General features: G+C 56.7%; 23 protein-coding genes. 7 read left to right on the forward strand and 16 right to left on the reverse strand.

The genetic code is table 11. The annotated features are described in order from the left end of the window. The 9 genes from C8D90_RS07430 to fkpA form a co-directional block, all read right to left on the reverse strand. Positions 1 to 416: GTP-binding protein (locus tag C8D90_RS07430; protein WP_139109697.1), on the reverse strand; the 416-nt coding region annotated here is incomplete at its 3' end. A gap of 73 nt (positions 417 to 489) precedes the next feature. Further along, positions 490 to 2,598 carry an elongation factor G gene (gene fusA / locus C8D90_RS07435; protein ID WP_115457817.1) on the reverse strand — a complete coding sequence of 703 codons (2,109 nt, stop codon included), beginning with the start codon at positions 2,596 to 2,598 and terminating at the stop codon, positions 490 to 492. A 93-nt stretch (positions 2,599 to 2,691) separates the two neighbouring features. Then, the gene (gene rpsG / locus C8D90_RS07440; protein WP_115457818.1) at positions 2,692 to 3,162 is read right to left on the reverse strand and encodes a 30S ribosomal protein S7; all 471 of its coding nucleotides are present in this window, start codon (positions 3,160 to 3,162) and stop codon (positions 2,692 to 2,694) included. A gap of 96 nt (positions 3,163 to 3,258) precedes the next feature. Next, positions 3,259 to 3,633: a 30S ribosomal protein S12 gene (gene rpsL, locus C8D90_RS07445; RefSeq protein WP_115457819.1), complete on the reverse strand. Its 375-nt coding sequence runs from the start codon at positions 3,631 to 3,633 to the stop codon at positions 3,259 to 3,261. Between the two features lie 151 nt (positions 3,634 to 3,784). Beyond that, on the reverse strand, positions 3,785 to 4,066 hold the full coding sequence (gene tusB, locus C8D90_RS07450; protein WP_115457820.1) for a sulfurtransferase complex subunit TusB: 282 nt from the start codon (positions 4,064 to 4,066) through the stop codon (positions 3,785 to 3,787). 15 nt (positions 4,067 to 4,081) lie between these two features. Then, positions 4,082 to 4,441: a sulfurtransferase complex subunit TusC gene (gene tusC / locus C8D90_RS07455; RefSeq protein ID WP_115457821.1), complete on the reverse strand. Its 360-nt coding sequence runs from the start codon at positions 4,439 to 4,441 to the stop codon at positions 4,082 to 4,084. A 9-nt stretch (positions 4,442 to 4,450) separates the two neighbouring features. Next, positions 4,451 to 4,840 (reverse strand): sulfurtransferase complex subunit TusD, encoded by a 390-nt coding sequence (gene tusD, locus C8D90_RS07460; protein ID WP_115457822.1) that lies wholly within the window; start codon positions 4,838 to 4,840, stop codon positions 4,451 to 4,453. Continuing rightward, positions 4,840 to 5,559, reverse strand: a complete 720-nt coding sequence (locus C8D90_RS07465; RefSeq protein ID WP_115457823.1) for a helix-turn-helix transcriptional regulator — start codon at positions 5,557 to 5,559, stop codon at positions 4,840 to 4,842. Before C8D90_RS07465 ends, tusD begins: the two co-directional genes overlap by 1 nt. Positions 5,560 to 5,876: 317 nt before the next feature. Further along, positions 5,877 to 6,704 (reverse strand): FKBP-type peptidyl-prolyl cis-trans isomerase, encoded by an 828-nt coding sequence (gene fkpA / locus C8D90_RS07470; protein WP_115457824.1) that lies wholly within the window; start codon positions 6,702 to 6,704, stop codon positions 5,877 to 5,879. 268 nt (positions 6,705 to 6,972) lie between these two features. Here fkpA and C8D90_RS07475 point away from each other — a divergent pair, with 268 nt between their 5' ends. Next, a complete protein-coding gene (locus C8D90_RS07475) occupies positions 6,973 to 7,206 on the forward strand; it encodes a protein SlyX (RefSeq protein ID WP_115457825.1) in 234 nt (77 codons plus the stop codon). 64 nt (positions 7,207 to 7,270) lie between these two features. Here the strand turns inward: C8D90_RS07475 and slyD are convergent, their stop codons facing one another. The 4 genes from slyD to kefG all read right to left on the reverse strand — a co-directional run bounded on the left by slyD (position 7,271) and on the right by kefG (position 10,623). Next, on the reverse strand, positions 7,271 to 7,915 hold the full coding sequence (gene slyD / locus C8D90_RS07480) for a peptidylprolyl isomerase (protein WP_115457826.1): 645 nt from the start codon (positions 7,913 to 7,915) through the stop codon (positions 7,271 to 7,273). Positions 7,916 to 8,043: 128 nt separating this feature from the next. Then, the gene (locus C8D90_RS07485; protein ID WP_115458177.1) at positions 8,044 to 8,238 is read right to left on the reverse strand and encodes a YheV family putative zinc ribbon protein; all 195 of its coding nucleotides are present in this window, start codon (positions 8,236 to 8,238) and stop codon (positions 8,044 to 8,046) included. Between the two features lie 10 nt (positions 8,239 to 8,248). After that, positions 8,249 to 10,075 (reverse strand): glutathione-regulated potassium-efflux system protein KefB, encoded by a 1,827-nt coding sequence (gene kefB, locus C8D90_RS07490; RefSeq protein WP_115457827.1) that lies wholly within the window; start codon positions 10,073 to 10,075, stop codon positions 8,249 to 8,251. Beyond that, entirely contained in the window at positions 10,072 to 10,623 is a 552-nt protein-coding gene (kefG, locus tag C8D90_RS07495; RefSeq protein WP_115457828.1) for a glutathione-regulated potassium-efflux system ancillary protein KefG, read from the reverse strand. The genes kefB and kefG overlap by 4 nt, the downstream gene beginning before the upstream one ends. Before the next feature lie 204 nt (positions 10,624 to 10,827). Here kefG and C8D90_RS07500 point away from each other — a divergent pair, with 204 nt between their 5' ends. Further along, positions 10,828 to 12,750 (forward strand): ABC transporter ATP-binding protein, encoded by a 1,923-nt coding sequence (locus C8D90_RS07500; protein WP_115457829.1) that lies wholly within the window; start codon positions 10,828 to 10,830, stop codon positions 12,748 to 12,750. A 39-nt stretch (positions 12,751 to 12,789) separates the two neighbouring features. Here the strand turns inward: C8D90_RS07500 and C8D90_RS07505 are convergent, their stop codons facing one another. Further along, entirely contained in the window at positions 12,790 to 13,395 is a 606-nt protein-coding gene (locus tag C8D90_RS07505) for a LysE family translocator (protein ID WP_115457830.1), read from the reverse strand. Positions 13,396 to 13,492: 97 nt separating this feature from the next. On the opposite strand from C8D90_RS07505, the gene C8D90_RS07510 reads away from it, so the two are divergent. Genes C8D90_RS07510 through C8D90_RS07520 form a run of 3 tightly spaced genes read left to right on the forward strand, consistent with a single transcriptional unit; the run spans position 13,493 to position 15,635 of the window. Next, entirely contained in the window at positions 13,493 to 14,473 is a 981-nt protein-coding gene (locus C8D90_RS07510; protein ID WP_115458178.1) for a hydrolase, read from the forward strand. Then, positions 14,470 to 14,712 carry a YheU family protein gene (locus C8D90_RS07515; protein ID WP_115457831.1) on the forward strand — a complete coding sequence of 81 codons (243 nt, stop codon included), beginning with the start codon at positions 14,470 to 14,472 and terminating at the stop codon, positions 14,710 to 14,712. The genes C8D90_RS07510 and C8D90_RS07515 overlap by 4 nt, the downstream gene beginning before the upstream one ends. Before the next feature lie 53 nt (positions 14,713 to 14,765). Continuing rightward, positions 14,766 to 15,635 (forward strand): phosphoribulokinase, encoded by an 870-nt coding sequence (locus tag C8D90_RS07520; protein WP_115457832.1) that lies wholly within the window; start codon positions 14,766 to 14,768, stop codon positions 15,633 to 15,635. 40 nt (positions 15,636 to 15,675) lie between these two features. Here C8D90_RS07520 and C8D90_RS07525 read toward each other — a convergent pair whose 3' ends face one another. Continuing rightward, positions 15,676 to 16,083: an OsmC family protein gene (locus tag C8D90_RS07525; protein ID WP_115457833.1), complete on the reverse strand. Its 408-nt coding sequence runs from the start codon at positions 16,081 to 16,083 to the stop codon at positions 15,676 to 15,678. Positions 16,084 to 16,411: 328 nt separating this feature from the next. Here C8D90_RS07525 and crp point away from each other — a divergent pair, with 328 nt between their 5' ends. Both crp and C8D90_RS07535 read left to right on the forward strand, forming a co-directional pair. Beyond that, on the forward strand, positions 16,412 to 17,044 hold the full coding sequence (gene crp / locus C8D90_RS07530; protein ID WP_000242758.1) for a cAMP-activated global transcriptional regulator CRP: 633 nt from the start codon (positions 16,412 to 16,414) through the stop codon (positions 17,042 to 17,044). A gap of 44 nt (positions 17,045 to 17,088) precedes the next feature. Then, positions 17,089 to 19,161 carry a YccS/YhfK family putative transporter gene (locus C8D90_RS07535; protein ID WP_115457834.1) on the forward strand — a complete coding sequence of 691 codons (2,073 nt, stop codon included), beginning with the start codon at positions 17,089 to 17,091 and terminating at the stop codon, positions 19,159 to 19,161. 80 nt (positions 19,162 to 19,241) lie between these two features. Here the strand turns inward: C8D90_RS07535 and argD are convergent, their stop codons facing one another. Continuing rightward, positions 19,242 to 20,456 carry a bifunctional acetylornithine/succinyldiaminopimelate transaminase gene (gene argD / locus C8D90_RS07540; protein ID WP_115457835.1) on the reverse strand — a complete coding sequence of 405 codons (1,215 nt, stop codon included), beginning with the start codon at positions 20,454 to 20,456 and terminating at the stop codon, positions 19,242 to 19,244. Positions 20,457 to 20,561 lie beyond the last annotated feature (105 nt).

Below are 20,561 nucleotides of genomic sequence, written 5' to 3' on the forward strand. Positions count from 1 at the left end.
TCGCACTTGTTCAGGAACACGATGATGTACGGAACGCCTACCTGACGACCCAGCAGGATGTGCTCACGGGTCTGCGGCATCGGGCCGTCAGTCGCTGCAACAACCAGGATCGCGCCGTCCATCTGGGCAGCACCGGTGATCATGTTTTTAACGTAGTCGGCGTGGCCCGGGCAGTCTACGTGAGCGTAGTGACGGGTCGGGGTATCGTATTCAACGTGAGAAGTGTTGATGGTGATACCACGTGCTTTTTCTTCCGGCGCGTTATCGATCTGATCGAATGCACGAGCGTTACCACCGTAGGTTTTTGCCAGAACGGTAGTGATGGCTGCGGTCAGGGTAGTTTTACCGTGGTCAACGTGGCCGATGGTACCAACGTTAACGTGCGGTTTTGTACGTTCAAATTTTTCTTTAGACACGGCTATATTCCTTACTAATGTGCTCTCCCCCGCTGGAGAGAGCACGGGATCATTGTGTTAAAAACCCGAAAGCTTATTTACCACGGGCTTCAATTACGGCCTGAGCGACGTTATTCGGCGCTTCAGCATACTTCAGGAACTCCATGGAGTAAGAAGCACGGCCCTGGGTCTGAGAACGCAGGTCGGTAGCATAACCGAACATTTCAGACAGCGGAACCTGAGCGCGAACAGTTTTGCCGGTAGGCGTATCGTCCATACCTTCAATAATGCCGCGACGACGGTTCAGGTCACCGATAACATCACCCATGTAGTCTTCCGGGGTTTCAACTTCAACCTTCATGATAGGCTCAAGCAGAACCGGCTTCGCTTTCTTAAAGCCATCTTTAAAGGCGATAGACGCGGCCAGTTTAAACGCCAGTTCGGAGGAGTCAACATCATGGTAAGAACCGTAATGCAGACGCACACCGATATCCACTACCGGATAACCGGCCAGCGGACCAGACTTCAGCTGTTCCTGGATACCTTTATCAACGGCCGGAATGTATTCACCCGGAATCACGCCGCCTTTAATGTCGTTGATAAATTCGTAGCCTTTACCACCCGGCTCCAGCGGGTACATGTCGATGACAACGTCACCGTACTGACCACGACCACCGGACTGTTTGGCGTGTTTACCCTGAATATCCTTGACGCTGTCACGGATGGTTTCACGGTAAGCAACCTGCGGTTTACCCACGTTAGCTTCAACGTTGAATTCACGCTTCATACGGTCAACGATGATATCGAGGTGCAATTCACCCATACCAGCGATGATGGTCTGGTTGGTTTCTTCGTCAGTCCATACGCGGAATGACGGGTCTTCCTTCGCCAGACGGCCCAGAGCGACACCCATTTTTTCCTGGTCCGCTTTGGTTTTCGGTTCAACGGCGATAGAGATAACCGGCTCAGGGAACTCCATACGCTCCAGGATGATCGGCGCGTTCGGATCGCACAGGGTATCCCCGGTGGTCACGTCTTTCAGGCCGATAGCCGCAGCGATGTCGCCCGCACGAACTTCTTTGATCTCTTCACGCTTGTTAGCATGCATCTGAACGATACGGCCGAAACGCTCACGCGCCGACTTCACGGAGTTCAGTACGGTGTCGCCGGAATTAACTACGCCGGAGTACACGCGGAAGAACGTCAGGTTACCCACGAACGGGTCAGTAGCGATTTTAAACGCCAGTGCCGCAAACGGCTCATCATCGCTGGGATGACGCTCAGCCGGGGTATCTTTACCGTCGTCCAGCATACCGTTGATCGCCGGAACGTCAGTCGGTGCCGGCAGGTATTCGATTACCGCATCCAGCATTGCCTGTACGCCCTTGTTCTTGAACGCAGAACCACAGGTTACCAGGATGATTTCGTTGTTCAGCACACGCTGACGCAGCGCTTTCTTGATCTCTTCCTCGGTCAGCTCTTCGCCGCCCAGGTATTTCTCCATCAGCTCTTCAGACGCTTCAGCTGCGGATTCGATCAGATTCTGGTGCCACTCTTCAGCCAGCTCCTGCATGTCGGCCGGGATATCTTCATAGGTGAAGGATACGCCCTGGTCAGCATCGTTCCAGTTGATGGCTTTCATTTTCACCAGGTCAACAACGCCGGTGAACGCTTCTTCAGCACCAATCGCCAACTGCAGCGGAACCGGGTTCGCGCCCAGACGGGTTTTGATCTGGCCAACTACTTTCAGGAAGTTCGCACCCATACGGTCCATTTTGTTAACGAACGCGATACGCGGTACGCGATACTTGTTCGCCTGGCGCCATACGGTTTCAGACTGCGGCTGAACACCACCAACAGCACAGTAGACCATTACCGCGCCGTCCAGAACACGCATAGAACGTTCTACTTCGATAGTGAAGTCAACGTGCCCCGGGGTATCAATGATGTTGATACGGTGCGGTTCAAACTGTTTGGCCATACCTGACCAAAATGCAGTGGTGGCAGCAGAGGTAATGGTAATACCACGTTCCTGTTCCTGCTCCATCCAGTCCATGGTTGCTGCGCCGTCATGAACCTCACCGAGTTTATGGTTTACACCGGTGTAGAACAGAATACGTTCGGTAGTCGTGGTCTTACCGGCGTCGATGTGAGCACTGATACCGATATTACGGTAGCGTGCAATGGGTGTTGTGCGAGCCATTTGATTCCTCTATTCCTAGGACGTTCAAGTTAAGTTACCCACAGCGGACGACTTACCTGAAGCGTCCGCCTGGTTACTAACACTACGAAGGGATTACCAACGGTAGTGTGCGAACGCCTTGTTGGCCTCTGCCATGCGATGAACATCTTCGCGTTTCTTCACTGCGGTACCTTTGTTTTCCGCAGCATCAGACAGTTCATTCGCCAGGCGCAGAGCCATGGATTTATCACCGCGTTTACGAGCGGCTTCAACGATCCAACGCATTGCCAGCGCATTACGACGGACCGGACGAACTTCAACCGGAACCTGATAAGTAGAACCACCAACACGGCGAGACTTAACTTCGACGGTCGGACGGACGTTGTCCAGGGCTACTTCAAAGGCTTCCAGTTCGCTTTTACCGGAACGCTGAGCCAGGGTCTCCAGCGCGGTATAAACAATGCTTTCTGCGGTAGACTTCTTACCGTCTACCATCAGGATATTTACAAATTTAGCCAGCAGTTCTGATCCGAACTTCGGATCCGGCAGAATTTTACGCTGACCAATGACGCGACGACGTGGCATGGAAATACTCCGTTGTTAATTCAGGATTGTCCAAAACTCTACGAGTTTAGTTTGACATTAAAGTTAAAACGTTTGGCCTTACTTAACGGAGAACCATTAAGCCTTCGGCTTCTTCACGCCATACTTGGAGCGAGCCTGCTTACGGTCTTTAACACCTGAGCAGTCCAGCGCGCCACGAACGGTGTGGTAACGCACACCCGGCAGGTCCTTAACACGACCGCCACGGATCAGGATCACGGAGTGCTCCTGCAGGTTGTGGCCTTCGCCACCAATGTAAGAACTCACTTCGTAACCGTTAGTCAAACGCACACGGCATACTTTACGCAGCGCTGAGTTCGGTTTTTTCGGCGTGGTGGTATATACGCGAGTACATACGCCACGTTTCTGCGGGCAGGCTTCCAGCGCCGGAACGTTGCTCTTAGCAACCTTCATGGCGCGCGGTTTGCGTACCAGCTGGTTAATTGTTGCCATTATAGCTCCTGGTTTTGCTTTGCTTTAGCTTCGTAAACATGTGATAAATCGCCTTATACCCACCATTGGCAAAGTATAAGGACGCAGAATTTTATTGCCGACCCGTGAAGGTGTCAAGAAATATACAAGTCACTGCGTGCTGACGCGCATTTTACCAGGCCATCTGCTGCGTATGTTTTTCGCTCAACGTAACGAATTCAGTATAGTCAAGCAGCCTGATTGCGGGGGAAATATGCGCGCTCAAACCGCGCGCCTCAACATCTGCCGCCAGGGCGTATACCTGCGCCGCGGGTAAGACGTCAAGCGGGCGGGCGCCGTTCACCGCGCACAGCACGCCGTCCTGCAACAGCACCAGGTCATCGCCGTCGCCCATAAACAGGCAAAGCGTAGTCAGATCGGCCGCAACGGGGGATTTGTTCAGGGTATGAAGCACGTTATACCTCGCCTCTCAAAATGTCAGCACGACGTCGCACTGCGCCAGCTCCGCCCTCATTTGCGCAGCCGGCAGCACCGAGCAGGCCGTCGCCCATGCCGTCACATCCTGCAGTCCGCGCTCATGCAGGGACTCACCGCATAAGTACACGTGTTCGATGTCGTAGAGCGGCATAACGCCGAACGTCGCCACATAATCGCGCGCCAGTATCTGCGCCGGTTTCTGATCGCGCAGTAACTGAAATACGCCGTCGCCGACGAAAAACACCCGGACGTCTTCGCTGAAGGCGGACGCCGCCAGCAGCGCGTCCAGCCCTTCGCGCCCGGCGCTGGTTGTGTGCGGAGGGGAGGTAAAAACAAAGGCGAGACGTCGCATTCTATCCTCTCAGAACTGCATAATACGATCGCAGCGCAGCGCCGCTTCCGCCAGAGCGCCCAGGCCGCTCAGCGTGAACCCGGGTTGCAGGTTGGCCGCCGGCAGGCCGAGCTGGCGCGCTTCGTCTTCCGACACCACGCCGCGCCGCAGGGCGGCGGCAACGCAGACATTAAGCGTGACCTCATGTTCCTGCGCAAGCTGCTGCCATGCCCGGACCAGATCGCATTCATCGCTGGCGGGCGCAGTCAGCTGATTGGCGTTGCTCACGCCCTCACGATAAAAAAATACGCTCTCCAGCCGGTGCCCTGCCTCAATCAACGCACGGGCGAACTGCCAGGCGCTGCTGGCCGCCTGCGTGCCATACGCCGGGCCGGTCACGAACAGCGCATACCGCAGCATCAGCGATCGCCCTGAATGTCGCCGCTTTTAAACTGGCGGATATAGAGATAGACCGTATGTTTGGAGATATTCAGCCGATCGGCCACCTGGTTGATGGCATCCTTGATATCGAAAATGCCCTTCTCATACAGGTTCAACACGATCTGGCGATTTTTGGCGTTGTTAGACACCGTACGGTCGGCATTCACTTCTTCAATGGTGAACTCCAGCGTTTGCGCGACCAGGTCATCCACCGACGACGCGAAGTTGACCGAAGAAGAAACTTCCTGCGGCTCTTTCGGGATGAAGGTTTCCACAATCTGGGAAAAAGGCACGTCCAGGTTCATGTTGATACACAGCAACCCGATCACCCGCTGCTCTTTGTTGCGGATGGCGATAGTGACCGACTTCATCAGCACGCCGCTCTTGGCGCGGGTGAAATAGGCTTTGGAAACGCTGCTGTCCTCCCCGGCCATGTCATGCAACATGCGCAGGGCCAGATCGGTGATAGGAGAGCCGATCTGCCGCCCGGTGTGTTCCCCGTTGGCAATGCGCACGGCTGAGCATTTCAGATCTTCCAGGGAATGCAATACGATCTCGCAATGCGATCCGATGAGCATCGCCAGGCCGTCCACCACGGCTTCATAAGATTTCAGAATTTCATAATCTGACTGGCTGAACGGACGCTCATCCAGCAGTTCCAGCTCGCTGGCGTCACCAGACAAAAGCACATTGGACATTGCAAACAACCCTCGCGGTTGAACCCCTCGACATCATCTCCGGTCACTTTGAATACTTTATGATTTAACGTAAACGCAAGCACAGGCCCCGCCCGCGAATGCCGGGGGCAGGCTAAAAACCGGAAACCGCCCGGAAAGCCCCGTGCCGCAACCCCGTTTGCGAACGAAACCGGGACGACGCTTACCGATAAGCAGCTATTTTTAACTCTTTGAGGCGGATGGGGGAAGTTTTTTCGCAATCCCTCTCCGTCGGCGGATCGAGAAAAAGAAAAGCCGCGGCATTGCTGCCACGGCTTTCAGCGCGTAAACCAGATAAATTATTTACCTGATTTCTCAGCGGGTTTTTCCGCCGGTTTGTTCGCTTCGGTTTCGTTCTTCGGCGTGGGTTTTACGTCCAGCAGCTCAACGTCAAACACCAGCGTAGAGTTAGCCGGGATCCCCGGAACGCCGGTTTTGCCGTAGGCCAGATCCGGCGGAATGACCAGCTTGATCTTGCCGCCTTTCTTAACGTGCTTCAGGCCTTCGGTCCAGCCCGGGATGACCCCGTCAAGACGGAATGACAGCGGCTCGCCGCGGCTGTAAGAGTTGTCGAACTCAGAGCCGTCGGTCAGCGTACCTTTGTAGTTTACCGTTACGGTGTCGGTATCTTTCGGCGCTTCGCCAGTCCCTTCTTTCTCAACCTGATACATCAGGCCGGATTTCGTGGTCTTAACGTCTTTCTCTTTTGCAAAGCTGTCACGGTATTTTTTACCGGCTTCTTCGCTCGCCTTGGCATCCTGCTCCATCTTCGCCTGAGCAGAAGCCTTCACGCGGGCTTCAAAACCCTGCAGAGTCTGCTCGATTTCCTGATCGGTCAGTTTGCTCTTATCGGCAAACGCATCCTGAACGCCGGCGATCAGCTGGGTCTTATCCAGCTTGATACCCAGCTTTTCCTGCTCTTTCAGGGAGTTTTCCATGTAACGACCCAGTGAAGCGCCTAATGCATAGGCCGCCTGCTGGTCATCAGTGTCGAATTTTTTCTCTGCGCTCACCGCCGGTGCGGGGGCGGCTGCGGCTTTTCCTGCGTTCTCTTCAGCGAAAACCTGAGCGTTCAGGGCCATCGCCATAGTGGCTGCAAGCACGGTGACTTTAAATAACGATTTCATCCATTTCTCCAAACTTTAAGGCGGATGGCCTTAAATAACGCTGATCTAAGATTAGGGTGGCTACTATAGCTCAAAACAACCACTACGCGCACCAGAATGACCACCATCTGACTTTGCTGCAAGGAAAAAGTTTCATCCACGCATTCAATTCAGTGTAGTCAATCATGACGGGTATTCCCGCTCATTTACGGGTAAAATAAACACTATTGGGCATTATGCCTGCACGTTATGATTTCACCGCACATCACGCGGTTATCTGGAGCTTCATATGCAATCATCAGACTGGGACCCGGCGGCGTTTGAAGCCCGGCTGGAACTGCTCGAAAGCCGTCTGGCCTTTCAGGAACTCACTATTGAAGAGCTGAATCAGACCATCATCCAGCAGCAGTGGGAAATGAACAAAATGCGCGAGCATATGCGCCTGCTCATCGACAAACTGCGCGCGTCGCAGCCTTCCATGGTCGCGTCGCAGTCGGAAGAGGTTCCGCCGCCGCATTATTGATGCGGCGGATTCCAGGCAACAAAAAAGCGGCTTAATCAGCCGCTTTTTTGTTATACGCCGGGTATCAGTGACAACCGCAACCGCCGTTGCCTTTACCTTTGCCCTGACCGCCGCAGCAACCGCCGCCGCCATGACCGTGCTCATGATCGTGGTCGTGACCATGGCCGCCACAGCAACCATCGCCGTGATCGTGGTCATGGCCGTGACCGCCACAGCATCCGCCGTGACCGTGCTCATGGTCATGCTCGCCGTGTACATGGCCGTGCTCCAGCTCTTCAGCGGTCGCTTCGCGGACAGCCACGACTTCAACGTTGAAGTTCAGGTTCTGGCCGGCCAGCATGTGGTTACCGTCAACCACCACGTGATCGTCGCCGACTTCGGTGATTTCTACCGGCACCGGACCCTGATCGGTTTCCGCCAGGAAACGCATGCCGACCTGCAGCTCGTCAACGCCCATAAAGACGTCTTTCGGTACGCGCTGCACCAGATTGTCGTCATAGCTGCCATACGCATCATTTGCGCCAACGTGCACGTCGAAGCGGTCGCCCACGTCGTGCCCTTCCAGCGCCTTCTCCAGGCCAGCGATCAGAGAACCATGTCCGTGCAGATAGTCCAACGGTGCGCTCACCGGAGACTCATCAACTAAAACACCGTCTTCTGTACGTACCTGGTAAGCCAAGCTGACTACCAGGTCTTTTGCTACTTTCATGATATCTCCTACCGTTGGAAACTAATTTGGCACGAATTGTATACCCTTAATCATGAGGGTAAAGCCGAATCCGCGCCATTGTATGCGACAGGATAAAAAATAGTACGCTTAAACGCCACCGTTGATACTTAATCAGGGCGAAAAATACCGATCATTTGCTTATTATCATCCACGTACCCGCTCACATCCGCTTCAGGCTGCGCCAGTTGATGACCGCACTTAACGCATTCCGCCCGTTCAATATTATTCTCGCGCCACACCACCAGCGTGTCCTGCACCTTGCATGCGGGGCAGACAGCCCCGGCGATAAATTTTTTCTTCATCATTTTATTATTACGGCTCAAGGCCATCCTCTTCCTCATCCCAGCTGTGAAGCTGTTTACGTTCATGCTGCATTTCGCGCTGAAAGATATCCTCCAGTTCGCGCCGCGCTTCTTTCACGCGCGATACCTGGGCCACGTCGCCGTGATGCTGCGGCATCAGTTCCCTGAGCATGCGCATATCCAGCCGGCGAAAATGCTGCTGCGCCCGGTGCGCCTGATGCGGATGCATACCCAGTTCAATCAGCGCCTTACGCCCCAGTTCCAGCGCGCTGGAAAACGTCTCGCGGGTGAACTGATTCACGCCGGCCATCAGCAGCTCATGCGCCTCCACGCGGCCACGGGCGCGCGCCAGAATACGCAGATGAGGGAAATGATGCTGGCACAAATGCACCACGGCCATGGTGTCTTCCGGCTCATTGCAGGTCACCACGATAGCACGCGCCTTCTCCGCGCCGGCGGCGCGCAGCAGTTCCAGATCGGTGGCGTCGCCGTAATACACCTTGTAGCCATAACGGCGCATCATGCTCACCGCGCTGACATCCCGCTCCAGCACGGTGATGCGCATTTTGTTCGCCATCAGCAAACGCCCGATCACCTGGCCGAAACGCCCGAATCCCACGATGATTACCTGCGGATCGTCGTCTTCAACATAAGGCGCTTCGTCATTTTCCTCGCTGAGGTTGTAGCGTTTTTCCAGAATTTTATCGACGATCTGCATCAGCAGCGGCGTCGTAACCATCGACAGAGTCACAATCACCAGCAGCTGCGCCGCCTGGGCATCGCTCAGCAGTTTCTGCGTCATCGCCGCGGAAAACAGCACGAAGGCGAACTCCCCGCCCTGGCTCAGCACCGCGGCGAACTGCAGCCGCACCGAACTGCGGATGCCGGAAATCCGCGCCAGCACATACAACACCAGCGCCTTAATCAGCACCAGCAACAGCACGCCGAGCAGCACTTCCCCCAGATGGGTGTACAGCACGCCGAGATTCAGCGCCATGCCGACGGAGATGAAAAACAGCCCGAGCAGCAGCCCCTTAAACGGTTCGATGGCAATTTCCAGCTCGTGCTGAAACTCACTTTCGGCCAGCAGTACGCCGGCGATAAACGTTCCCAACGCCATCGAAAACCCCAGCGCATCCATAAACATCGCCGCGCCGAGCACGACCAGCAAGGCCGTTGCGGTAAAAATCTCCTTCACCCCGGTAGCCGCGATATAGCGGAACAGCGGGCGCAGCAAAAAACGGCCGCCGATCAACATGCCCGCCAGCGCGCCGACCTTCAGCGCGACGTATCCCCAGTCGGTATTATCGTTGCTGGAACCGGCCAGCACCGGAATCAACGCCAGCGCAGGGATCACCGCCATGTCCTGAAACAGCAGCACGGAGAAGCCGAGCTGCCCGCCTTCATTGCGGTTCATGCCTTTTTCGCGCATCAGTTGCAGCGCCATCGCCGTCGAGGACATCGCCAACCCGATACCGCCGATCACCGCCGCCTGCCAGGCAAACCCCGTCAGGCAAAGCAACCCGCCCAGCGCCAGCGCCGACAAAATCACCTGCCCGGCCCCCGCGCCGAAAATAGAACGCCGCAGCGCCCACAGCTTGGCAGGGTTCAGCTCCAGTCCGATGATAAACAGCAGGAACACCACCCCCAGCTCGGCAAAGTGCAAAATCTCATCCACATCACGGATGAAGCCCAGCCCCCACGGGCCGATGGCAATTCCGGCGATCAAAAAACCCAGCACGGTGCCGATACCCAGCCGGCGCGCGATCGGAACCGCGACCACTGCCGCAAACAAAAACAGCAGGATCGCCGGCAATAAAGAACTCTCTTCGCTCATCGTCGTCCCCCGCCGAGCGGCGCCGCCAACCACTGACCGTACGCTTTCGCGTGCGACTGCAACACATCCGGCTTCAGCCGCCTCGCCCAGTACACCACCATCGGCGTCATCCAGTGCATGTGGCACATGCCTGCCGTCAGTTCGAAAGGACGCATCAGCTCCTCCAGGGTGTGATGGTTATAGCCGCTGACCTGATAAGCGCCCTCCGGCTCGCCGGTGGTCACCACCGAACGCCAGTATTTGCCGCGCAGCGCATTGCCGCCGACGCCGCTGGAAAAACCGCGCGTCAGTACCCGGTCCAGCCACTCTTTGAGCAACGCCGGGCAGCTGTAGGTATACAGCGGATGCTGAAAGACAATCACCTGATGTTCGCGCAGCAGTTTCTGCTCATGGTGGATATCAATAAAAAAATCGGGATAGTGCTGATACAAATCGTGCACGGTAACATGTTCAAGTTGCTGCGCCGGTTGCAGCAAAACCCGGTTAGCAACCGAGTCCTGTGACTCCGGATGGGCATACAGCAGCAAAACCCGCGGTGGCTGCGACATCGATTCCCCTCCCAAAACATCGTCATCAGAAAGTTTTTCCGCTACCATGCGGCGCGGTAAGGCCGGATGCCCGACATGATAACGGGCGGCCGTGACGGTTATGGTTATATAGCCAAAGGTAATGTTGCTAAAGAAAACACGTTACCAAGATTAATTTACTTAAAAGCAAAGATATTTTAACACACTCTCAGTAGACGACGCTTTATGATTGTTTTCTCATCGTTACAAATTCGCCGCGGAACCCGCGTCCTGCTGGATAACGCCAGCGCGACCATTAATCCGGGCCAAAAAGTCGGCCTGGTCGGTAAAAACGGCTGCGGGAAATCAACCCTGCTGTCGCTGCTGAAGGGTGAAATCAGCGCGGACGCCGGCAACGTGACATTTCCCGGCAACTGGTCGCTGGCCTGGGTAAACCAGGAAACGCCTGCGCTGGATATCCCCGCGCTGGAATACGTGCTGGACGGCGATCGGGAGTTCCGCCAGTTGGAAACCGATCTGGCGGACGCCAACGCCCGCAACGACGGCAACGCCATCGCCCTGCTGCACGGCAAGCTGGACGCCATTCAGGCCTGGACCATCCGCCCGCGCGCCGCCAGCCTGTTACATGGTTTGGGCTTCAGCCAAAGCCAGTTACAGGAGCCGGTAAAATCCTTCTCCGGCGGATGGCGCATGCGCCTCAACCTGGCCCAGGCGCTGCTGTGCCGCTCAGACCTGCTGCTGCTCGACGAACCAACCAACCACCTCGATCTTGATGCGGTGATCTGGCTGGAGCGCTGGCTGAAGTCTTATCAGGGCACGTTGATCCTGATCTCCCATGACCGGGACTTCCTCGATCCCATCGTGGACAAAATTCTGCATATCGAGCAGGAGCAGTTGTTCGAATACACCGGCAATTACTCGTCGTTCGAGCTGCAGCGCGCCACCAAGCTGTCGCAGCAGCAAGCGCTGTACGAAAGCCAGCAGGCCAAAGTCGCCCATCTCCAGCACTACATTGACCGCTTCCGCGCCAAGGCGACCAAGGCCAAACAGGCCCAGAGCCGGATAAAAATGCTGGAGCGCATGGAGCTGATCGCCCCGGCGCACGTGGACAACCCGTTCCGCTTCAGCTTCCGCCTGCCGGAAAGCCTGCCCAATCCGCTGCTGCGCATGGAAAAAGTCAGCGCCGGCTACGGCGAGCGTACCGTGCTCAACTCAATCAAGCTCAATCTGGTGCCCGGCTCGCGCATCGGCCTTCTGGGCCGTAACGGCGCCGGGAAATCGACGTTGATCAAACTGCTGGCCGGCGAGTTAACGCCGCAGCACGGAGAGGTCGCGCTGGCGAAGGGCGTGAAGCTGGGCTATTTCGCCCAGCATCAGCTGGAATACCTGCGTGCGGATGAATCCCCGTTGCAGCACCTCACCCGCCTGGCGGAGCGCGAAACCGAGCAGCAACTGCGCGACTACCTGGGCGGTTTCGGCTTCCACGGCGATAAAGTCAGCGAAGCGACCCAACGTTTCTCCGGTGGCGAAAAAGCCCGTCTGGTGCTGGCGTTGATCGTCTGGCAGCGCCCCAACCTGCTGCTGCTCGACGAACCGACCAACCACCTGGATCTGGACATGCGCCAGGCGCTGACCGAAGCGCTTATCGACTTCGAAGGCGCGCTGGTCGTCGTTTCCCACGACCGGCATTTGTTGCGCTCCACCACCGACGATCTTTACCTGGTCCACGACGGCCAGGTTGAGCCGTTCAACGGCGATCTGGAGGACTACCAGCAATGGATGATCGATCTGCAACGTCAGGAAAATCAGCAGGAAAGCGCGCCGAAGAGCGCCGAAGGCACGGTGAATAACGCGCAATCGCGCAAAGACCAAAAACGCCGGGAAGCCGACTTCCGCAGCCAGACCCAGCCGGTCCGCAAGCTTATCGCTCAGATGGAACAGCAGATGGAAAAGCTGGGCGCTCAGCTCGCCGCGCTGGAAGAAAAGCTCTCGGACAGCGGCCTGTACGACACCGACCGCAAAGCAGAACTCACGCAATGCCTGCAACAGCAGACGCAAACCAAGACGGCGCTGGAAGCGGCGGAAATGACGTGGCTGGATGCGCAGGAGCAGTTGGAGCAGATGACGAAAGCCTTCGAAGAGGGCTGATGATCATGCGGGCGCCCGTCTGGCGCCCGCAGCGTTTCCTTAATGCCAGATCAGCAATACGCAGGCCGCGGTCAGCAATCCCATCGAAATATTGAACGTGAACCAGGCGCGGCGGCTGCGCAACAGGCGCCCGATCAGCGTACCAAACCCCAGCCAGACAATCCCCGCCACCAGATTCACCAAAAACATACCGACGCTAATCGCCAGCACCGAATAGTTGTAACGCTCGCCGGCCAGGCTAAAGCTGGTTATCGCCCCCAGCCCCATCAGCCAGGCCTTGGGGTTCAGGAATTGCAGCAACCACCCCTGATACCAATACACCGGCTTGCCGACCTTAACGGCGGCCGGATCAAGCCGCTCATAGCTGGACGTCGCAATCTTCCAGGCGATATACAGCAAATAAGCGCTTCCCAGCACTTTCAGGGTCGTATGCAACGACGGATAAACCACCAGCAGCCCGCCAACGCCGAACGCCACCAGCAACAGCAGCGACTGCATGCCCAGCATAATACCGAACATCAGCGGCACGGAACGCGTGAATCCGAAGTTAGCCCCCGAAGACGTCAATAACATGTTATTCGGGCCGGGCGTAATTGCCGCGACCCACAAAAACCCCAGCATTGAAAAAAACAGCCCCAGTTCCATGCCCAGACAAACCCTGAAATGAATGTTTATAGTGTCTTGACGCTATCAGTGTGATATTGATCGCACAAGACCCAACAACATGAATTTTAATCACCTGATGAACGCGCAATTTTTCCCGATGCCGGGGGCGAGCAATCCCCACGTGCAAACGATCCTGCCGCGCCTGGTGCGTCGCAAGGTTATGCTGGAGCCGCATTGGCAGCGATTGACCCTGCCAGACGGTGATTTCGTCGATCTCGCCTGGAGCGAACCGCCGGAAGCGGCGCGCCACAAACCGCGCGTGGTGTTATTTCATGGCCTGGAGGGTAACTTTTACAGCCCCTACGCCCACGGTCTGCTGAATGCCTGGCGCCAGCAGGGCTGGCTTGGCGTCGTGATGCATTTTCGCGGCTGCAGCGGCGAGCCCAACAAAATGCAGCGTATTTATCATTCCGGTGAAACCGAAGACGCCCGTTTCTTTCTTCACTGGCTGCGTGAAACCCACGGCAGCCAACCCACCGCTGCTGTGGGCGTTTCGCTGGGCGGCAACATGCTGGCCTGTTATCTCGGGCAGGAAGGCGACGCCGCACCGCTGGAGGCGGCGGTTATCGTTTCTGCGCCGCTGATGCTGGAACCCTGCTCGGATCGTCTGGAACAGGGCGTATCACGCATTTACCAACGCTATTTGCTGAATTTGCTGAAGCAAAACGCGGCGCGCAAGCTACGGCGCTACCCCGGCACGCTGCCGCTGGATCTGCCGGCCCTGAACCGCATCCGCCGCCTGCGCGAGTTCGACGACGCCATCACCTCGCGCCTGCACGGCTTCAGCGACGCCGTTGACTATTACCGCCGTTGCAGCGCCATGCCGCTGCTGCCGCAAATCAAAGTGCCGACGCTGATCATTCACGCCAAAGACGATCCGTTCATGACGCCCGACGTTATTCCGCAGCCGGGCAGTTTACCGTCTAACATTGAATATCAACTGACCGAATTCGGCGGGCACGTCGGGTTCGTCGGCGGCAGCCTGAAGCAGCCGCAGATGTGGCTCGAACAGCGTATCCCCGCCTGGTTGGCGCCGTACCTGGAGCAGAAGTCATGATTATTCCCTGGGAACAACTGGCTGAAGATACGCTGGAAAACCTGATTGAGTCGTTCGTTTTGCGGGAAGGCACCGACTACGGCGAACAGGAAAAGACGCTGACGCAGAAAGTTGATGACGTGCGCCGTCAGCTGAAAAGCGGCGAGGTGGTGCTGGTTTGGTCTGAGTTACACGAAACCGTCAACATCATGCCGCGCACGCAGTTTCAGGCAACGCCTTACGAAGAAGAACAACAATAATGACATCAGGCCCGCGCATCGCGGGCGATACTGAAGCATATTCGGGGTAAATCATGTCAGCCAAACATCCGATTATCGCCGTCACCGGCTCAAGCGGCGCAGGCACCACCACGACCAGCATGGCATTCCGCAAGATATTTCAGCAGCTTAACCTGCATGCTGCCGAACTGGAAGGTGACAGTTTTCACCGCTATACCCGCCCGGAAATGGACGCGGCCATCCGCAAGGCGCGCGATCAGGGCCGCCACATCAGCTATTTCGGCCCTGAAGCCAACGATTTCACGTTTCTGGAGCAGACGTTTCAGGAATACGGCGAACACGGGCGCGGACGCTCGAGAAAATACCTGCACACCTATGACGAAGCGGTGCCTTACAATCAGGTTCCCGGTACGTTCACCCCCTGGCAGCCGCTGCCGGAGCCGACGGACGTGCTGTTTTATGAAGGGCTGCACGGCGGCGTGGTCACCCCCCAGCATAACGTGGCGAAACACGTAGACCTGTTGGTCGGCGTGGTGCCGATCGTCAACCTGGAGTGGATTCAGAAACTGGTGCGCGACACCGGCGAGCGCGGCCACTCGCGCGAAGCGGTAATGGACTCGGTGGTCCGCTCGATGGAAGACTACATCACCTACCTCACGCCGCAGTTTTCCCGCACCCATATCAACTTTCAGCGCGTGCCGACGGTGGACACCTCCAACCCGTTTGCCGCCAAGGCCATTCCTTCGCACGACGAAAGCTTCGTCGTGATTCATTTCCGCGGGCTGGACAACATCGACTACCCCTACCTGCTGGCGATGCTGCAAGGGTCGTTTATCTCGCACATCAACACGCTGGTCGTTCCGGGCGGAAAAATGGGGTTGGCGATGGAGCTGATCATGACGCCGCTGGTCCAGTGCCTGATGGAAGGGAAAAAGATCGGGTAACCGGTGACAAGGCCGGCGCAAGCGCCGCCGGCCTCCGGCATTATGCTACCGTTACCACTTCAAAGCTGTGGGTGATATTCACTGACTTACCCAGCATCAGCGCCACCGAGCAATATTTCTCCGCCGACAGGCTGACCGCACGCTCTACCGCCTTATCCGTCAGATCCCGGCCGGTTACCACAAAATGCAGATTAATATGGGTAAACAACCGCGGCGCTTCTTCACGACGCTCAGAGGTCAGTTTTACTTCACAATCGCGTACGTCCAAGCGCCCTTTCTGCAAAATGGACACCACGTCAATCGCGCTGCAACTGCCCGCAGCCATCAAAACCATCTCCATCGGGCTTGGCGCCTTGTCACCGGCGTTACCGTCCATCAAAACCTGATGCCCTGACGCGGATTCACCAAGAAACGTCAGTCCTTCCACCCACTTAACCCGAGCCTGCATAGTTTTTTCTCCGCAAACGTTGAATTCCCAAAGGGTACGCTTTCCCTGCAAAACACGCAATTGGCCGGCCAAAAGGTTGCTGAAGCGAGACAACACAAGACACCCGGCCAAAGCTGTGCTACAAACAGTGACTAAACGGATCTTTTTCCAACGAAGCAGGGAGTAGATCAATTACTGTGGGTGATTGTTTACCCATAATACATTGACCAACAAACCTGCGGTACCGTAGGCAACAAAAAGCTATGCCCTTGAGTTTTTTTACTCACTTTACAGGGAAATCGGTAGCCCTCGTAATTTGGGCCGCGATAACAACAGAGGATAACAGCGAATGGTTCTCGGCAAACCGCAAACAGACCCGACCCTTGAATGGTTCCTGTCTCATTGCCATATCCATAAATATCCCTCCAAGAGCACCTTGATTCACCAGGGCGAAAAAGCTGAGACGCTTTATTACATCGTCAAAGGCTCCGTGGCCGTGTTGATTAAGGATGAGGAAGGCAAAGAAATGATCCTTTCTTACCTTAACCAAGGGGATTTCATCGGGGAATTAGGCTTATTTGAGGAAGGTCAGGAACGCAGCGCGTGGGTTCGAGCAAAAACCGCCTGTGAGGTGGCTGAGATTTCATACAAGAAATTCCGCCAGCTTATTCAGGTCAACCCCGATATCCTGATGCGTCTCTCTTCACAGATGGCGCGTCGCCTGCAGGTCACCTCAGAAAAAGTGGGTAACCTCGCCTTCCTCGACGTTACCGGCCGGATCGCGCAAACGCTGCTGAACCTGGCCAAACAACCCGATGCAATGACTCACCCGGACGGAATGCAGATCAAAATCACCCGTCAGGAAATCGGTCAGATCGTCGGCTGCTCCCGTGAAACCGTTGGTCGTATCCTGAAGATGCTGGAGGATCAGAACCTGATCTCCGCCCACGGTAAGACGATCGTCGTTTACGGCACCCGCTAAGCCGTTCCGCCGGCGCGGCTCATCCGCGCCGGTCATGAGTCACTATGTGGCGGCGGCTGATCTACCATCCCGAAGTTAACTACGCCCTGCGCCAGACGTTGGTGCTGTGCATTCCTGTTTGTTTCGGTCTGCTGATCGGCGATCTCCAGCTCGGGCTCATGTTCTCTCTGGTGCCGGCCTGCTGCAACATCGCCGGTCTGGATACCCCGCACAAACGCTTTACCAAACGCCTGGTGGTCGGCAGCATCCTGTTCGCCCTGAGCAGCTTTCTGGTGCAGCAACTGCTGCTGTGGCAAATCCCGCTGCCGTTCATCATGCTCGGACTGGCGTTGCTGTTCGGCGTTAACGGTGAAATCAGCCCGCTGCACGCCCGTTTGTTGCCCGCGGCGCTGATCGCCGCCATCTTCAGCCTGAGCATGGCCGGCCTGCGTCCTATCGAATATGCGCCGCTGCTGTTTCTTATCGGCACCGCCTGGTACGGCGCGTTTACCTGGTTCTGGTTCAAATTGTGGAAAGGGCAGCCCATCCGCGAAAGCCTGAGCCTGCTTTACCGCCAGCTCGGCGACTATATGGACGCCAAATACACCCTGCTGACCCAGCATATCGACCCCGACACCGCGCTGCCGCCGCTGCTGGAACGGCAGCAGAAAGTGATGGATATGATCTCGCAGCTCTATCAGCAGATGCATATGCTGTCGCTGCTCCATAACGAAGAGTACAAGCTGTTGCTGCGCCTGTTTCAGGTCGCGCTCGATTTGCAGGAGCATATTACCGTCAGCCTGCATCAGCCGGAGGAAGTACAGAAGCTGGTGCAGCAAAGCCACGCGGAGGCGATCGTGCGCCGCAACGCGCAGTCGATGGCGCAGCATCTGTACACCATCGCCGACAATATCCTTTATCACCGCAATACTCCGCCCTTCAGCATGGACGCCGAGCTGAGCGCGCTGGAGAAGCTGGCGGCCCAGCACCCGGACAACCCGGTCGGGCACTTCTTCCTGTACCACTTCACCCGCATCGCACAGCTCCTGACGCGCCGGGTGCCGCTTTATCAGCGCAACCTGATGTACACCCAAAACCGCCTGCCCTTCTGGCCGGCGCTGGCGGCCTACCTGTCATTCAAATCCATTGCACTGCGTAACGCCGCCCGGCTGGGGCTAACGCTGGCGGCAGGCAGCGGCATCGGCCTGCTGTTTCATTTGCCCAAGCCTTACTGGATACTGATGACCGCGATGCTGGTGTTCCAGAACGGCTACAACGCCACGCGGGTGCGGATTCAGCACCGCGCCCTCGGCACATTCGCCGGGCTGATTCTCGCCGCCGGCATGCTCAATCTGCACCTGCCGCTGAACATCACGCTGGGCTGCATGCTGGTGATTACGCTGGCGTCCTATCTGGTGGTGCGCAAGAACTACGGCCTGTCGGTGATCGGTTTTACCATCACCGCGGTATTCACCCTGCAGCTCATGGCGATCAACGGCATGGACCTGTTGCTCCCGCGCCTGATTGACACATTGATTGGCTGTATTCTCGCCTTCGCGGCGACGATCTGGCTGTGGCCGCAATGGCAGAGCGGCCTGCTGCGCAAAAACGCCCACCAGACGCTGGAGTCGTATCAGGATGCAATGCGTTTGCTTCTGTCCGTCAATCCGGATCAAACCGCCCTCGCCTATGCGCGCATGAAGGTTAACCAGATGCATAACGCCCTGCTTTCCTCGCTCAACCAGGCGATGCAGGAACCGGGATTCGACTCCCGTTATCTGGCGGATATGCGGCTGTGGATCACCCATAGCCAGTTCATCGTGGAGCACCTTAACGCCATGACGATCCTGGCGCGCGACCATTACATGCTGACGGAGAATCTGGCGCGGGACTATCTGCAATCGTGCGAGATCGGTTTACAGATGTGTCAGCAACGACTGGAACATGATGGGCCGGGGAATAATGAGTCAGGTTTTTTTCAGGTGCCGGAGTTATTGCCGGGAATGCCGATCACTCAGATGGAAGGGCATCTGCGGCGGATTCTCACGCACTTACGGGCGATGCTGACGATTTCGTCCATCGCGTGGAAGCAGAGGCCGCATCATGGGCTGTGGGTGAAGAGGCGGCTAAGGGATTGAGACGCCGGAGCTTCATGTCATCTGCGCCAAATCCCTCAGCCGCCCATCGGGCCAGGGGGCTGAGGCCAGAGGCTTCCGTACTATTGCTTCACGACACTTTCGATCGCGTTTTCCAAGCGGCTGAAGCCTTCTTTGATTTCATCAAACTCAATCACCAGCGATGGCGCAAAGCGCAGAATGTTTGGGCCGGCGTTGAGCATCATCAGGCCGTTAGTCGCCGCGGCATAGAGGATATCGCGCGCTTTGCCGTGATATTCCGGGCTTAATTCCGCGCCCAGCAGCAGCCCCATCCCGCGTACCTGGGTGAACAGATTGTACTTTTGATTGATTTTCGCCAGCGACTCGCTGAACAAAGTATGACGCTCGCCAATTCCGGCCAGCACCTGCGGCGTATTGATGATATCCAGCGCCGCCTCCGCCACCGCGCAGGCCAGCGGGTTACCGCCGTAGGTAGTGCCATGCGTGCCGACGTGCATCACGGACGCGATTTCGTCCGTTGTCAGCATCGCGCTGATGGGGAAACCACCGCCCAGCGCTTTCGCCGTGGTCAGGATGTCCGGCACCACGCCATAGTGCATGTAGGTAAACAACGTACCAGTACGGCCCATGCCGCTTTGTACTTCATCGAATACCAGCAGGGCGTTGTGCCGATCGCACAGTTCGCGGACCCCGCGCAGGAAGCTCTCCGTCGCCGGCGTTACGCCGCCCTCGCCCTGTACCGGCTCCAGCACCACGGCGCAGGTGTGATCGTCCATCACCGCCTCCACCGCCGCCAGGTCGTTGAACGGCACATGCACGATGTCTGCCGGTTTAGGGCCGAACCCGTCTGAGTATTTCGGCTGCCCGCCGACGGAAACCGTAAAAAACGTACGACCGTGGAAAGCCTGATTGAATGCGATGATTTTGGTTTTATAAGGGCTGTGACGGGTCACCGCATAGTGGCGTGCCAGCTTAAACGCCGCCTCGTTAGCCTCGGCGCCGGAGTTGGCGAAAAACACGCGCTCGGCAAACGTCGCGGCAATCAGCTTCTGTGCCAATCGCAACGCAGGTTCGTTGGTAAAGATATTGCTGGTATGCCAGAGCTTTTCGCCCTGCTCATGCAGAGCAGCCACCAGCGCAGGATGACAATGCCCCAGCGCCGTTACCGCAATACCGCCGGCAAAGTCGATGTAATCCTTACCCTGTTGATCCCACACCCGGCTGCCTTTGCCGCGTACCGGCACAAAATCCGCCGGGGCATAAATGGGCAACATAACCTTGTCAAAAACGTTTCTTTCCACCTGCCGTTCCGCCATAACCTGTTCCGCCTTCAATCCGGGCCGCCATCCGGCCAAACAAAAAATGAAAATATAGTCATAAAATATGCATAATAAATCAATTTAAGCAACTCCTAATTACGC

Source organism: Enterobacillus tribolii, assembly GCF_003363015.1.
GTDB classification, from domain to species: Bacteria; Pseudomonadota; Gammaproteobacteria; order Enterobacterales; family Enterobacteriaceae; genus Enterobacillus; species Enterobacillus tribolii.

Excerpts from the sequence above, each read along its gene's own strand:
- fusA (WP_115457817.1), bottom strand. The coding sequence starts at position 2,598 with ATGGCTCGCACAACACCCATTGCACGCTACCGTAATATCGGTATCAGT.
- rpsG (WP_115457818.1), bottom strand. The coding sequence starts at position 3,162 with ATGCCACGTCGTCGCGTCATTGGTCAGCGTAAAATTCTGCCGGATCCG.
- rpsL (WP_115457819.1), bottom strand. The coding sequence starts at position 3,633 with ATGGCAACAATTAACCAGCTGGTACGCAAACCGCGCGCCATGAAGGTT.
- tusC (WP_115457821.1), bottom strand. The coding sequence starts at position 4,441 with ATGCGACGTCTCGCCTTTGTTTTTACCTCCCCTCCGCACACAACCAGC.
- tusD (WP_115457822.1), bottom strand. The coding sequence starts at position 4,840 with ATGCTGCGGTATGCGCTGTTCGTGACCGGCCCGGCGTATGGCACGCAG.
- C8D90_RS07465 (WP_115457823.1), bottom strand. The coding sequence starts at position 5,559 with ATGTCCAATGTGCTTTTGTCTGGTGACGCCAGCGAGCTGGAACTGCTG.
- fkpA (WP_115457824.1), bottom strand. The coding sequence starts at position 6,704 with ATGAAATCGTTATTTAAAGTCACCGTGCTTGCAGCCACTATGGCGATG.
- C8D90_RS07475 (WP_115457825.1), top strand. The coding sequence starts at position 6,973 with ATGCAATCATCAGACTGGGACCCGGCGGCGTTTGAAGCCCGGCTGGAA.
- slyD (WP_115457826.1), bottom strand. The coding sequence starts at position 7,915 with ATGAAAGTAGCAAAAGACCTGGTAGTCAGCTTGGCTTACCAGGTACGT.
- C8D90_RS07485 (WP_115458177.1), bottom strand. The coding sequence starts at position 8,238 with ATGAAGAAAAAATTTATCGCCGGGGCTGTCTGCCCCGCATGCAAGGTG.
- kefB (WP_115457827.1), bottom strand. The coding sequence starts at position 10,075 with ATGAGCGAAGAGAGTTCTTTATTGCCGGCGATCCTGCTGTTTTTGTTT.
- kefG (WP_115457828.1), bottom strand. The coding sequence starts at position 10,623 with ATGTCGCAGCCACCGCGGGTTTTGCTGCTGTATGCCCATCCGGAGTCA.
- C8D90_RS07500 (WP_115457829.1), top strand. The coding sequence starts at position 10,828 with ATGATTGTTTTCTCATCGTTACAAATTCGCCGCGGAACCCGCGTCCTG.
- C8D90_RS07505 (WP_115457830.1), bottom strand. The coding sequence starts at position 13,395 with ATGGAACTGGGGCTGTTTTTTTCAATGCTGGGGTTTTTGTGGGTCGCG.
- C8D90_RS07510 (WP_115458178.1), top strand. The coding sequence starts at position 13,493 with ATGAACGCGCAATTTTTCCCGATGCCGGGGGCGAGCAATCCCCACGTG.
- C8D90_RS07515 (WP_115457831.1), top strand. The coding sequence starts at position 14,470 with ATGATTATTCCCTGGGAACAACTGGCTGAAGATACGCTGGAAAACCTG.
- C8D90_RS07520 (WP_115457832.1), top strand. The coding sequence starts at position 14,766 with ATGTCAGCCAAACATCCGATTATCGCCGTCACCGGCTCAAGCGGCGCA.
- C8D90_RS07525 (WP_115457833.1), bottom strand. The coding sequence starts at position 16,083 with ATGCAGGCTCGGGTTAAGTGGGTGGAAGGACTGACGTTTCTTGGTGAA.
- crp (WP_000242758.1), top strand. The coding sequence starts at position 16,412 with ATGGTTCTCGGCAAACCGCAAACAGACCCGACCCTTGAATGGTTCCTG.
- C8D90_RS07535 (WP_115457834.1), top strand. The coding sequence starts at position 17,089 with ATGTGGCGGCGGCTGATCTACCATCCCGAAGTTAACTACGCCCTGCGC.
- argD (WP_115457835.1), bottom strand. The coding sequence starts at position 20,456 with ATGGCGGAACGGCAGGTGGAAAGAAACGTTTTTGACAAGGTTATGTTG.